Source organism: Sulfitobacter sp. 15WGC, assembly GCF_005068605.1.
Classification (GTDB): Bacteria; Pseudomonadota; Alphaproteobacteria; order Rhodobacterales; family Rhodobacteraceae; genus Sulfitobacter; species Sulfitobacter faviae.
Genome location: NZ_SZNL01000021.1, coordinates 1 through 12,714, shown reverse-complemented (window position 1 = coordinate 12,714; position 12,714 = coordinate 1). Strand labels below are relative to the sequence as shown.

At 62.2% G+C, this 12,714-nt stretch carries 11 protein-coding genes; 8 read left to right on the top strand and 3 right to left on the bottom strand.

Translation table 11 applies throughout. The features are described from left to right. Both FCK22_RS15320 and ubiE read right to left on the bottom strand, forming a co-directional pair. On the bottom strand, window positions 1-729 hold a 729-nt coding region (locus tag FCK22_RS15320; protein ID WP_248646548.1), incomplete at its 3' end, for an AarF/UbiB family protein. Then, the gene (gene ubiE, locus FCK22_RS15315) at window positions 729-1,481 is read right to left on the bottom strand and encodes a bifunctional demethylmenaquinone methyltransferase/2-methoxy-6-polyprenyl-1,4-benzoquinol methylase UbiE (protein WP_067261168.1); all 753 of its coding nucleotides are present in this window, start codon (window positions 1,479-1,481) and stop codon (window positions 729-731) included. The genes ubiE and FCK22_RS15320, both read right to left, overlap by 1 nt. A gap of 100 nt (window positions 1,482-1,581) precedes the next feature. On the opposite strand from ubiE, the gene mutM reads away from it, so the two are divergent. From mutM to gyrB, 8 genes are all read left to right on the top strand, one after another. After that, window positions 1,582-2,433: a bifunctional DNA-formamidopyrimidine glycosylase/DNA-(apurinic or apyrimidinic site) lyase gene (mutM, locus tag FCK22_RS15310; RefSeq protein ID WP_067261167.1), complete on the top strand. Its 852-nt coding sequence runs from the start codon at window positions 1,582-1,584 to the stop codon at window positions 2,431-2,433. A gap of 64 nt (window positions 2,434-2,497) precedes the next feature. Further along, the gene (locus FCK22_RS15305; RefSeq protein ID WP_067261165.1) at window positions 2,498-3,274 is read left to right on the top strand and encodes an enoyl-CoA hydratase; all 777 of its coding nucleotides are present in this window, start codon (window positions 2,498-2,500) and stop codon (window positions 3,272-3,274) included. A gap of 173 nt (window positions 3,275-3,447) precedes the next feature. Further along, window positions 3,448-3,711, top strand: coding sequence for a 30S ribosomal protein S20 (gene rpsT / locus FCK22_RS15300; protein ID WP_067261164.1), 264 nt, complete (start codon window positions 3,448-3,450; stop codon window positions 3,709-3,711). A 522-nt stretch (window positions 3,712-4,233) separates the two neighbouring features. Then, window positions 4,234-5,595: a chromosomal replication initiator protein DnaA gene (dnaA, locus tag FCK22_RS15295; protein ID WP_136720544.1), complete on the top strand. Its 1,362-nt coding sequence runs from the start codon at window positions 4,234-4,236 to the stop codon at window positions 5,593-5,595. 162 nt (window positions 5,596-5,757) lie between these two features. Continuing rightward, window positions 5,758-6,876 (top strand): DNA polymerase III subunit beta, encoded by a 1,119-nt coding sequence (gene dnaN, locus FCK22_RS15290; RefSeq protein ID WP_067263773.1) that lies wholly within the window; start codon window positions 5,758-5,760, stop codon window positions 6,874-6,876. A gap of 59 nt (window positions 6,877-6,935) precedes the next feature. Next, the gene (gene recF / locus FCK22_RS15285; protein WP_067263771.1) at window positions 6,936-8,033 is read left to right on the top strand and encodes a DNA replication/repair protein RecF; all 1,098 of its coding nucleotides are present in this window, start codon (window positions 6,936-6,938) and stop codon (window positions 8,031-8,033) included. Next, window positions 8,030-8,650, top strand: coding sequence for a LysE family translocator (locus FCK22_RS15280; RefSeq protein WP_067263759.1), 621 nt, complete (start codon window positions 8,030-8,032; stop codon window positions 8,648-8,650). The genes recF and FCK22_RS15280 overlap by 4 nt, the downstream gene beginning before the upstream one ends. Before the next feature lie 79 nt (window positions 8,651-8,729). Further along, window positions 8,730-11,144, top strand: a complete 2,415-nt coding sequence (gyrB, locus tag FCK22_RS15275; RefSeq protein ID WP_136720543.1) for a DNA topoisomerase (ATP-hydrolyzing) subunit B — start codon at window positions 8,730-8,732, stop codon at window positions 11,142-11,144. Between the two features lie 760 nt (window positions 11,145-11,904). Here the strand turns inward: gyrB and FCK22_RS15270 are convergent. Further along, window positions 11,905-12,714: DDE-type integrase/transposase/recombinase (locus FCK22_RS15270; RefSeq protein WP_136720542.1), on the bottom strand; the 810-nt coding region annotated here is incomplete at its 5' end.

The window sequence follows — 12,714 nt, the reverse complement described above, 5'->3', positions numbered from 1 at the left end:
CATCACGCGGCGGCCCGAATAATTCCATTTGATCTCGGGCAGTTGAAACCCGGCGTCATCCTTGGTGTTGGCGGCGAACTCTGACGCGGCGGAACTTTCGAGCCGCAGGTCCAGCTCCCCCCGCACGACGCCATCGAAATGTTCGATCACCTCCATCGGGCGCAGGCGGCGCGACCCGGGCGGGAAAATCTCGGCCATGCGGGCGGCGAGGTAGAAGGCGTCAATGTCCTTGCGGAAGGCTTTTTCGATGCCGGGCCGCAGGACTTTGACGGCGACCTCTTCGCCGGTCTCGGCCAGCCGCGCGTGATGCACCTGCGCGATGGAGGCCGCGGCGACGGGTTCGCTGAACTCGGAAAAGATCGCGCTGACCGGCTCGCCCAACTCTTGCTCGACCGCGCTGCGGGCCAGCGCCATGTCAAAGGGCGGCAACTTGTCTTGCAACACGCGCAATTGCACCGCCAGATCGTCGCCCACCACGTCGGGGCGGGTCGACAATACCTGACCGAATTTGATGTAGGCCGGGCCAAGCGCCGTGAGCGCGCGGGTGGCGGGCGGCATCGTCGGGTCGCCCTTGTAGCCCAGCCATTTGAACGGCAGGCCAAGCGCGCGGGCCACGAAACGCAGCGGCGGGGAGGCATCGAAAGCATCCAGCACCACATTCATCGCCCCGGCGCGTTCCAAGGTCGCGCCCGTGCGGATCAACCGCCAAATGTTGTGCGGACCGCGCATCAGAGTTTCCAACCCGAATGCAGCGCCGCGATCCCCATCGACAGGTTGCGATATTTGGCCTGCCCAAAGCCCGCCGCGCGCACCATCGACAGGAAGGTCTCTTGATCGGGGAAATTACGGATCGATTCGACCAGATATTGATAGCTGTCGCGGTCGCCCGCGATGGCTTGACCCATGCGCGGGATCACGTTGAAACTGTAGAGGTCATAGGCTTTCTGCATTGCCGGGTTGGGCAGTTGGCTGAACTCCAACACCATCAGACGGCCACCGGGGCGCAGCACGCGGTACGCCTCGTTCAGCGCCTCTTGCGGGCGGGTCACGTTGCGGATGCCGAAGCTGATTGTGTAAACGTCGAAGGTGTTGTCGGGGAACGGCAGCGCCATGGCGTCGCCCACGACCCAGTCAAGGCTGCCGGTCAGCCTGTCCGCCTCGGCCCGCTGGCGGCCTTCGACCAGCATCGGCTCGGTCAGGTCGAGCACAGTGGCATGGCCGTGACCGGCACGTTTGAGGAATTTGAAAGACACATCGCCGGTGCCCCCCGCCACATCGAGCAGTTTCTGCCCGGGGCGCGGGGCGAGCCAGTCCATCATCGCTTCCTTCCATACGCGGTGGATCCCCATACTCATCACATCGTTCATGATGTCGTATTTGCTGGCGACGGAGTTGAACACACCCTGCACGCGCCCGGCCTTTTCATGTTCGGGCACGGTCTCGAAACCGAAATGGGTTGTTTTGTCAGCGTCCTGGGTCATCTGCTCTTGCGATCCTCTGGTTCTGTCCCTTGTTATAGGGTGCCGGGGGGCAGGGACAATGCGTGCCTTTTGTCACAGGCAAGCCAGAGGGGAAACCGAGATGCCGGAACTGCCAGAGGTCGAAACCGTCCGCCGGGGGCTGGCCCCCGCGATGGAGGGCCAAGTGATCGCCCGCGCCGAGGTGAACCGCCCCGACCTGCGCTGGCCCTTCCCCGAGCGGATGGCGGAGCGGCTGACCGGGCAGCGCGTCGGCCTGCTGCGGCGGCGGTCGAAATACATCCTCGCCGATCTGGCGAGCGGGGAATCGCTCTTGGTGCATCTGGGCATGTCCGGGCGAATGCTCGTTTCGGGCGACCCTCTGGGGCAATTTCAGCACAACCACCCCGCGCCCGAGAAACATGACCATGTCGTGTTGCATATGGGTAACGGTGTGCGGATCACCTTTAACGACCCGCGCCGTTTCGGCGCGATGGATCTGATGCCCACCGCCGGGGCCGAGACACACAAGCTGCTGGCCTCGCTCGGGCCGGAACCCTTGGGCAACGACTTTCACGAAGCGCATCTGGTCGCCGCGCTGAAAGGCCGCAACACGCCGATCAAATCGGCGCTGCTGGATCAACGGATCGTGGCGGGCTTGGGCAATATCTATGTCTGCGAAGCGCTTTACCGCGCGGGGATTCACCCGGCCCGCAAGGCCGGGCGCATCTCGGCCACGCGGGTCGCCGGGCTGGTGCCGATCATCCGCCAAGTGCTGGCCGATGCGATCACGGCGGGGGGATCGTCGCTCAAGGATTTTCGGCAGGCGGATGGCGAATTGGGCTATTTCCAACATAGTTTCGACGTCTATGGCCGCGAGGGCCAAGCCTGCCGCAGACCGGGCTGCGATGGGGCAATCGCGCGCATCGTGCAAAGCGGACGCGCTTCCTTCTATTGTCCGCGTTGCCAAAGATAACTTGAAACATGGGGGTGCCGTGGTATGCACATTCCCCTGAGCGCAACAACAAAGAGCATTCTTGATGGCTTACGAAACGATCACCGTGGACGTGGACAACCATGTGGCCCTGATCACCCTGAACCGCCCGGATGCGCTGAACGCGCTCAACGAGGCGCTGCTGGGTGAACTCGCCAAGGCGCTGAAAAGCGCGCAGGAAAACGACAAGGTCCGCTGCATCGTCATCACCGGCTCGGAAAAGGCATTCGCCGCCGGGGCCGATATCGCGATGATGCGCGAGAAAAGCTTTGTCGACGTCTTCATGGGGGATCTTTTCACGCCCGAAACCGATCAGATCCTGCGGGTGCGCAAGCCGATTATCGCCGCCGTGTCGGGCTATGCCCTCGGCGGGGGCTGCGAGCTGGCGATGATGTGCGACTTCATCATCTGTTCGGAAAGCGCCAAGTTCGGCCAGCCCGAGATCAACCTCGGCGTCGTGGCGGGCATCGGCGGCACCCAGCGTCTGACCCGTCTGGTAGGCAAGTCCAAGGCGATGGACATGAACCTCACGGGCCGCTTCATGGATGCCGAAGAAGCCGAACGCTCGGGCCTCGTGTCGCGCGTAGTGCCGGTGAAAAAGCTGATGGAAGAGGCGATGGGCGCCGCAGCCAAGATCGCCGAGAAATCCATGATCTCGGCCACCGTGGTCAAGGAATGCGTGAACCGCGCCTATGAGGTGCCGCTGAGTGAGGGGCTGCTGTTCGAACGCCGCATGTTCCATTCGCTGTTCAACACCGAAGACCAGAAAGAGGGCATGTCTGCCTTCCTCGAAAAGCGCGAAGCGCAATTCCGCGACAAATAAGCGTCGCCCCCGGCGCGGCTTGCATTGCCGCGCCCGCTGCCTTATAGGCGGCACCAATACATGCGCGTGCAGCCCGCTCTGGCTAGAATCACCTACCCCAAGGGGGTCCGGATTTCCGGTCGGGTTGGCGTCACGCATTGCTACGCAACATATGAACCCGAAGGCTGATACTCATGGCAAACACCCGTCAATCCGCAAAGCGCGCCCGTCAAAACGAAAAGCGTTTTGCGATCAACAAAGCACGCCGTTCGCGCATCCGCACCTACCTGCGCAAGGTCGAAGAGGCGATCACCTCCGGTGATAAAGAAGCCGCAACCGCCGCTCTGAAAGCCGCCCAGCCCGAGCTGATGCGCGGCGTCACCAAAGGCGTTTTCCACAAGAATACCGCGTCGCGCAAAATGTCGCGCCTGTCCGCGCGGGTCAAAGCACTGGGCTAATTTGGCTTCATAGCCAAGCCCTTAGAAACACAAGAGGCGCCGCATTGCGGCGCCTTTTTTTCGTGCGGGTGCAGCGAAAAAAACACGCCAGAGATTCTTTTCCGGCAATCTCTGAGTCAAGATGGAAGATATGTTGAAGCGAACCGGAAACACTTGCTACCAAAGGTCCAGCGATTCATTTCGCTTGGGGGGACAGGCCCTGAACACGGCGTCAGCCAACTGGCAGAATGCCAAATTCAGGGGGGTGCAAGTGACCGTTCACAGACGGTTCCGCGCACCATCGTGAATGCTGCTGCCAGCACGTTTACCCTGTCGATGAGAACACGAACGGTTCGTTCAGCGCCTCTTGCGCCGGTTTACGGCACAGAAGGCTCATGGGCAGGCCATTCTTTAAAAGTCCGAAGGACACAGGTCGGTCATCCGTGTGGGACCGGGTGGATGACCTGTTGCCGGGTGAAACAATATTAAGGGCCGGGATCCACTCGGCCTCTGTGCGAAGAGCAAAGCGGGACGTAAGGCACGATGACATTAGATCACTGGGGCGAGATCAAAGAGCGGCTTCTAAAGACCGTGGGGCAGAACAACTACACCACCTGGATTGAACCGCTTGTGCCCGGCGCCGTCGAAGACGGAATCGTGACACTCAAAGTGCCGACGAACTTCTTCGGCAACTACGTCAGCCAGAACTTCTCGGACCTGATTCTGCATGAGATCAACGCGACGGGCACCGATGCCACGCGCCTGAACTTTGCCCTGAATCAGCAGCCCACCCCTGCCGCCGAAAAGCCCGCCCCGGCTGCGCGTCAGACCTCGGCTGCCGCGAAACCTGCCGCCAATTCGCAGCTCAGCACCGCCCCGCTCGACCCGCGCTTCAGCTTTGACAATTTCGTCGTCGGCAAGCCCAACGAACTGGCCCATGCCGCCGCCCGCCGTGTCGCCGAAGGCGGCCCCGTGACCTTCAACCCGCTGTTCCTTTATGGGGGCGTCGGCCTTGGCAAGACCCACCTGATGCACGCGATTGCCCGCGAGCTGCATGAGCGCAAGCCCGAGATGAACGTGCTCTACCTCTCGGCTGAACAGTTCATGTACCGTTTCGTGCAGGCCCTGCGCGACCGTAAGATGATGGATTTCAAGGAAATCTTCCGCTCCGTCGACGTGTTGATGGTTGATGACGTGCAGTTCATCGCGGGCAAGGATTCCACGCAGGAAGAGTTCTTCCACACGTTCAACGCGCTCGTCGACCAGCACAAGCAAATCATCATCTCCGCCGACCGCGCCCCGGGTGAGATCAAGGATCTCGAAGACCGCGTGAAATCGCGCCTGCAATGCGGGTTGATCGTGGACCTGCACCCCACGGACTACGAGTTGCGCCTCGGCATCCTGCAAAGCAAGGTCGACGTGCAGCGCAAGACCTACCCCGACCTCGAAGTGGCCGATGGCGTGTTGGAATTCCTCGCGCATCGCATCACCTCGAACGTCCGTGTGCTCGAAGGTGCGCTGACCCGTCTCTTCGCCTTCGCCTCGCTGGTGGGCCGCGAGATCGACATGGGGCTAACGCAGGATTGTCTGGCCGACGTGCTGCGCGCCTCGGAGCGCAAGATTTCGGTCGAGGAAATTCAGCGCAAGGTTTCCGACCACTACAACATCCGCCTGAGCGACATGATCGGCCCCAAGCGCCTGCGCAGCTACGCGCGTCCGCGTCAGGTGGCGATGTATCTGTGCAAGCAGATGACCAGCCGCTCCCTGCCCGAGATCGGCCGCCGCTTTGGCGGGCGCGACCACACCACCGTCATGCACGGGGTGCGCCGCATCGAAGAACTCAAGGTCTCGGACGGGCAGATCGCCGAGGATCTGGAACTGCTGCGCCGGGCGCTCGAATCCTAATCATAGCGGCCTGAGGGTTGTCCTCAGGACACGGTCAAACAGCGATCGGGGGCGCAGCTTGCGCCCCTCTTGCATTCACTTCAACAAAGCCACAAAAGTTCTTGTGTAAGCGTGGGAACCGGGTAGTTTGCCTCTCCCGGCAGTCGGTATGGGAGAAGGCATATGAAATTCAGCATCGAACGCGCGGCACTGCTCAAAGCCGTTTCGCAAGCCCAATCCGTGGTCGAGCGCCGCAACACCATTCCGATCCTCGCCAACGTGCTGATCGAGGCCGAGGGCAGCGATGTCTCCTTCCGCGCCACCGATCTGGATATCGAGGTGGTCGACAAGGTCGCCGCGCAAGTTGAACGCGCAGGTGCCACCACCGTCTCAGCCACGCTGCTGCATGAGATCGTGCGCAAGCTGCCCGACGGCGCGCTGATTAGCCTCACCGCCGACAGCGCCGCTGGCCGCCTGACGGTCGAAGCGGGCCGCTCTAACTTCTCGCTGGCCACCCTGCCGCGCGAGGACTTCCCGGTCATGGCGTCGTCCGAGTATGCCTCGAACTTCTCGGCCCCGGCCCCGGTGCTGCGCCGCCTGTTCGACAAGTCGAAATTCGCCATCTCCACCGAGGAGACGCGTTATTACCTCAACGGGGTCTACCTGCATGTGGCGGACGCCGAGGGTGGCAAGGCCCTGCGCTGCGTGGCGACCGACGGTCACCGTCTGGCCCGGATCGACGCCGAGATGCCCGAGGGGGCGTCTGAGATGCCCGGCGTGATCGTGCCCCGCAAGACCGTGGGCGAGCTGCGCAAACTGCTCGACGATGATGAGATGGAAATCGCGGTGTCCGTGTCCGAGACCAAGATCCGTTTCGCCACCCCCGCCATCACCCTGACCTCGAAGGTCATCGACGGCACCTTCCCCGACTACACCCGCGTGATCCCGCAGGGAAACACCCGCAAGATGGAAGTGGACGCTGCCGATTTTGCCCGCGCGGTGGACCGCGTGGCGACCGTCTCTTCCGAGCGCTCCCGCGCCGTGAAACTGCAACTCGACGAAGACCGCCTGGTGCTGTCGGTCAACGCGCCGGACAGCGGTGCGGCGGAGGAAGAGCTGGCCGTAGCCTATGGCGACGAGCGGCTCGAAATCGGCTTCAACGCGAAATACCTGCTGGAGATCGCAAGTCAGGTGGACCGCGAAAACGCCGTCTTCCTATTCAACTCCTCGGGCGATCCGACCCTGATGCGCGAAGGCACCGATACCTCTGCGGTCTATGTCGTCATGCCGATGCGCGTGTGACGCTGGCGGAAATTTTCAAAATTTCCGCGCCGTTTTCTTTGAAAGAAAACGGGGTCTGAATGGCGCAGCTGTATCTCTCCAACCTCGGCCTGTCGCATTTCCGCTCGCACAAACGCGCGGTGATCGAGGTCGACGCACGTCCCGTGGCGCTCTACGGCCCCAACGGCGCGGGCAAGACCAACGTCATTGAAGCAATCTCGCTCCTGTCGCCCGGACGCGGGCTGCGGCGCAGCAGCGCGCAAGACATGACCCGCCGTCCCGAGGCTCTGGGCTGGAAAATCACCGGGGTCTTGCATGGGCCAAGCGTGCTGCATGAGGCCGAGATCTGGTCCGAGGGCGGCGCCGCCCGGCAGACCAAGATCGACGGCAAAGCTGCAGCCCAGACAGCGCTTGGCCGCATAGCCCGCGTGCTCTGGCTCATCCCCGCGATGGATCGGCTCTGGATCGAAGGCGCCGAGGGGCGGCGGCGGTTTCTCGACCGGGTGACGCTGTCGATGCTGCCCGATCACGCCGAACTGTCGCTGAGCTATGAAAAGGCCATGCGCGAGCGCAACCGCCTGCTGAAGGACATGGTCCGCGAGCCCGCGTGGTACGCCGCCCTCGAAGACCGCATGGCCGAGACCGGGGCGCAGATCCATGCCAACCGGCAACAGGCCCTCACGGCCCTCGCGAACGCGCAGGAGGAGGCGCAGACCGCCTTCCCCATCGCCACGCTGATGCTGCAAAACGACATGCCCGACAGCGCCGAAGGGCTGCGCCGGGCGCTGTCGGACAACCGGATGCGCGATGTCGCCGCCGGCCGCACGCTGATCGGCCCGCACCGCGCGGACCTCGAGGGCACCTATGCCGCCAAGGGCATCGCCGCGCGGGATTGCTCCACCGGGGAACAGAAGGCGCTGCTGGTCTCGCTCATCCTCGCCAATGCCCGCGCCATCGCCGCCGATTTCGGCGCCCCGCCGATCCTGCTGCTGGACGAGGTGGCCGCGCATCTCGACGCGGGCCGCCGCGCGGCGCTTTACGACGAGATCACGGCGCTCGGCGCGCAGGCTTGGATGACCGGCACGGGGCCGGAGCTTTTCGACAGCCTCGGGGACCGCGCGCAATACGTGGAAGTCACCGAGGATGACGGCCTGTCGCAGGTGGCGCGGCAGCCATGACCCTCTCGCCCACCGACCTGCTGCTTTACTGCGGCGCACTCCTGATCCTCTTCCTCACCCCCGGCCCGGTCTGGCTGGCGATGATGGCCCGGGCGCTTTCGGGCGGGTTTCAGGCGGCGTGGCCGCTGGCGCTCGGCGTCGCGATCGGCGACATGCTCTGGCCGCTGGTGGCGATCTTGGGGATCACTTGGATCGTCTCGGCCTTCGACACGCTTATGGAGGTGCTGCGCTGGACCGCGGCGCTGGTCTTCATCGCCATGGGGTTGGGCCTGATCCGGCAGGCGGGTGCGAAGATCGACACCGACAGCCGCCTCACCCGCCCCGGCATGTGGCCCGGTTTCATCGCGGGGCTCATCGCGATCCTCGGCAATCCCAAGGCGGTGCTGTTCTACATGGGCGTGCTGCCCGGCTTCTTCGACCTGCGCAAGGTCACCGCCCCCGACATCGGGCTGATCCTCGCCGCTTCGGTCATCGTGCCGCTTGTCGGCAACCTCGTGATTGCCCTCCTGGTGGGCCATCTGCGCGGCTTTCTGACCGCCCCGCGCACTCTGCGGCGGATCAATCTGATCTCCGGCGCGATGCTGGTTTTCGTGGGCCTGATCATCCCCTTCGCCTGACACAAAATCTTGTGTCATTCGCGTGACAATCCCCGGCCAAACCACTATAAATCGGGCAAACGATAAGGGTTTTTTCCGCATGTCCGACACTGATCTGACACCACAGGAATACGGTGCCGATTCCATCAAGGTTCTCAAAGGGTTGGAGGCCGTTCGCAAACGCCCCGGCATGTATATCGGGGACACCGATGACGGCTCAGGCCTGCACCACATGGTGTATGAGGTCGTGGACAACGGCATCGACGAAGCGCTGGCCGGTCACGCCGACGCGGTGACGGTCACGATCCACGCGGATTCCAGCGTATCGGTCAGCGACAATGGCCGCGGCATCCCCGTGGGCATCCATGAGGAAGAGGGCGTCTCGGCGGCCGAGGTCATCATGACCCAGCTGCACGCGGGCGGGAAGTTCGACAGCAACTCCTACAAGGTCTCGGGCGGTCTGCACGGCGTCGGCGTCTCGGTCGTGAACGCGCTCTCGGACTGGCTGGAACTGCGCATCTGGCGCGAGGGCAAGGAACATATCGCGCGTTTTGAGGGTGGCTTCACCACCAAACACCTCGAAGTCGTGGGCGAGACCGACCGCACCGGCACCGAGGTGCGCTTCATGGCCTCGACCGAGACCTTCTCGAACATCGACTACAGCTTTGAGACGCTGGAAAAGCGCCTGCGCGAACTGGCCTTTTTGAACTCCGGCGTGCGCATCATCCTGAAGGACGAACGCCCCGTCGAGCCGCTGCAGACTGAGCTCTACTACGAAGGTGGCGTGAAGGAATTCGTCAAATACCTCGACCGGCACAAACACGCGGTCATGGACGAGCCGATCTTCATCACCGGGGAGCGCGACGACATCGGCATCGAGGTCGCCATGTGGTGGAACGACAGCTACCACGAGACGGTGCTGCCCTTCACCAACAACATCCCGCAGCGCGACGGCGGCACCCATATGGCGGGCTTCCGCGGCGCGCTGACGCGGACGATTAACGCCTATGCCCAGACCAGCGGCATCGCCAAGAAGGAGAAGATCAGCTTCACCGGCGACGACGCCCGCGAGGGTCTGACCTGCGTGCTGTCGGTGAAGGTGCCCGATCCGAAGTTCTCGTCGCAGACCAAGGACAAGCTGGTCTCCTCCGAAGTGCGCCCGGCGGTCGAAGGCCTGATGAACGAGCGCCTCGCCGAATGGTTCGAGGAGAACCCCAATGAGGCCAAGCAGATCGTCGGCAAGATCGTCGAGGCCGCACAGGCCCGCGAGGCGGCCCGCAAGGCGCGCGAGTTGACCCGGCGCAAGACGGCGATGGACGTCAACTTCCTCGCCGGGAAGCTCAAGGATTGCTCGGAGAAAGACCCGGCCAAGACCGAAGTCTTCCTCGTCGAGGGGGACAGCGCGGGCGGCTCGGCCCAGACCGGACGTGACCGGCAGACGCAGGCGATCCTGCCGCTCAAGGGTAAGATCCTCAACGTGGAGCGCGCGCGTTTCGACCGGATGCTGGGCTCTCAGGAGATCGGCAACCTCGTGATGGCGCTCGGCACCGGGATCGGGCGCGACGAGTTCAACATCGACAAGCTGCGCTACCACAAGATCGTCATCATGACCGACGCCGACGTCGACGGCGCGCATATCCGCACGCTTTTGCTGACCTTCTTCTACCGCCAGATGCCCGAGCTTATCGAGAACGGCCATCTCTACATCGCGCAGCCGCCGCTCTATAAAGTTTCGCGCGGCAAGTCCGAGGTTTACCTCAAGGATGAGGCCGCGATGGAGGACTACCTGATCCAGCAGGGTGTCGACGGCGCCATGCTGCGCCAAGGCAACGGCGAAGAAATCACCGGCCAAGACCTCACCCGCGTGGTCGACATGGCGCGCCAGCTAAAACGCGTGCTGGAGGCTTTCCCGACCCACTACCCGCGCCACATCCTCGAACAGGCCGCCATCGCCGGGGCCTTTGTCGAGGGCGCGGTGGACAGCGACCTGCAGGGCGTGGCCGACAAGGTCGCCGATCGTCTGAACCTGATCGCGCTGGAATACGAGCGCGGCTGGCAGGGCCGCATTACGCAAGACCACGGCATCCGCCTCGCCCGCATCTTGCGCGGCGTGGAAGAGGTGCGCACGCTCGACGGCCGCATGCTGCGCTCGGGCGAGGCGAAGAAATCCGGCAGCTTCACCCAACACCTGCAGGAGGTCTACGACCAGCCCGCCAAGCTGATCCGCAAGGACCGCAGCCAGATGATCTATGGCCCCATGGACCTGCTCAACGCGGTCCTTGCCGAGGGCGAGAAAGGCCTGTCGCTGCAACGCTACAAGGGTTTGGGCGAGATGAACCCCGACCAGCTGTGGGAAACCACCCTCGATCCGGACGCGCGCACGCTGCTGCAGGTCCGCGTGGAGGATATGGCTGAGGCCGACGATCTCTTCACCAAGCTGATGGGCGACGTGGTCGAGCCGCGCCGCGAGTTCATCCAGCAGAACGCGCTGAGCGTGGAGAATTTGGATTTTTGAGGGGGTGTAGGCAGGCGTATAGCCGCGCGCGATATTCTTAAATTTGGGCGATTTGCCTAAAGGTTTGCGCGGCGATCGCACAGAGCGCCGCGCATTTCATTCGGTCCATGGCTTCGATGGAACAGTGCAAATATATCTGCGCCATTGCCGGCTTTCTCGACCCGAAACGACGTTGAACCTCTGATTTCGTTAGGCCGAAATCAGATAGCCGAACTTGCATAGAACCACAGACCGGCTTTTGCCACCCAAACGGCGCTGTCTCGGACTGTTTCGCTCATCTCATCGACCAAATTTTATCGTTGTGAAGCTTTCCATAAGGCGCTCTCCTACTCGCCGCAGACATGCTCTCGGGAACTCACATGGATAACCTTTGCGGACTCGAGCGGGGATACGCTTTGATCACGAGCAATCGTCACACCTTTTGCCGCCCCCTGCTGTCCTTCCCTCTCTGATGTCGGTCGACGGCTATCTCCTCCTTTAGGATATGATGGACGGGCAACGGTTAAACCCTCCCGATTCGCCTTCCATGCCCCCCCTTCGGGCAGAGAGTATGCATACATTCTGACCCTCCTGATCCCGCATACCTTCCACGAGGGCGCACGCGGGTAGACCGCCAGCCGATTAGGACCTTTGCGCAAAAAGTTGGCGGTATCAGCCATTTGGAATACGAACGGTACCCCCAGAAGATGTCCGTCGTCATATAAAATGGGACATCAGAGCGGCTTGAACTTTGGAGGCTCTGGTTCGTTTGCGTGATTGATTATGCTGCTTGTTTTTGATGTTGCAAGCGGCGGCTTTGGATCGTCATTTTCTTGATCTTTTCCCTTTCTCTGATGATGGCTTTGTCACGTCCAAAATAGACGTCAGCGGGTGTGACGTTGCTCAGGCTCTCGTGGTAGCGCTGGTTGTTGTAATAGTCGACGAAGGCCCCGATCTGGCGTTCAAGATCGCCGGGCAGGTAGTAGTTTTCCAGTAGAACCCGGTTCTTCATGGTCTGATGCCAGCGCTCGATTTTGCCCTGGGTTTGCGGATGGAACGGCGCACCGCGAACGTGATCCATTTTCTGGTCCCCCAGCCATTTGGCCAGGTCGCCGGATATGTAGCACGACCCGTTGTCGCTGAGCAGGCGCGGCTTGTGTCGGACCACGGCTTGGTCGCAGCCAGACGCCGTAAGAGCCAGCTCAATGGTGTCTGTCACGTCCTCGGCTCGCATGGTCGTGCAGAGCTTCCAGGCAATGATATACCGGCTGTAATCGTCCAGGATCGTGCTGAGGTAATACCAGCCCCAGCCGATGATCTTGAAGTAGGTGAAGTCGGTCTGCCACATCTGATTGATCGCCGTGGTTTTGTCCGAGAACTCATCGGCAGCCTTGATCACCACATACTCGGGTGCCGTGATCAGATCGGCAGCTTTCAGAATGCGGTAAGTCGATGATTCAGAGATAAAATACCGCTTCTCATCAGTATATTTGACGGCCAGTTCGCGTGTGGTCAGCGCCTCATGTTCCAGCGCAAACTCGATCAGATCATCCCGCCGGTCCTGCGGAATACGGTTCCAGACCGACTTCGG

Excerpts from the sequence above, each read along its gene's own strand:
- ubiE (WP_067261168.1), bottom strand. The coding sequence starts at position 1,481 with ATGACCCAGGACGCTGACAAAACAACCCATTTCGGTTTCGAGACCGTG.
- mutM (WP_067261167.1), top strand. The coding sequence starts at position 1,582 with ATGCCGGAACTGCCAGAGGTCGAAACCGTCCGCCGGGGGCTGGCCCCC.
- FCK22_RS15305 (WP_067261165.1), top strand. The coding sequence starts at position 2,498 with ATGGCTTACGAAACGATCACCGTGGACGTGGACAACCATGTGGCCCTG.
- rpsT (WP_067261164.1), top strand. The coding sequence starts at position 3,448 with ATGGCAAACACCCGTCAATCCGCAAAGCGCGCCCGTCAAAACGAAAAG.
- dnaA (WP_136720544.1), top strand. The coding sequence starts at position 4,234 with ATGACATTAGATCACTGGGGCGAGATCAAAGAGCGGCTTCTAAAGACC.
- dnaN (WP_067263773.1), top strand. The coding sequence starts at position 5,758 with ATGAAATTCAGCATCGAACGCGCGGCACTGCTCAAAGCCGTTTCGCAA.
- recF (WP_067263771.1), top strand. The coding sequence starts at position 6,936 with ATGGCGCAGCTGTATCTCTCCAACCTCGGCCTGTCGCATTTCCGCTCG.
- FCK22_RS15280 (WP_067263759.1), top strand. The coding sequence starts at position 8,030 with ATGACCCTCTCGCCCACCGACCTGCTGCTTTACTGCGGCGCACTCCTG.
- gyrB (WP_136720543.1), top strand. The coding sequence starts at position 8,730 with ATGTCCGACACTGATCTGACACCACAGGAATACGGTGCCGATTCCATC.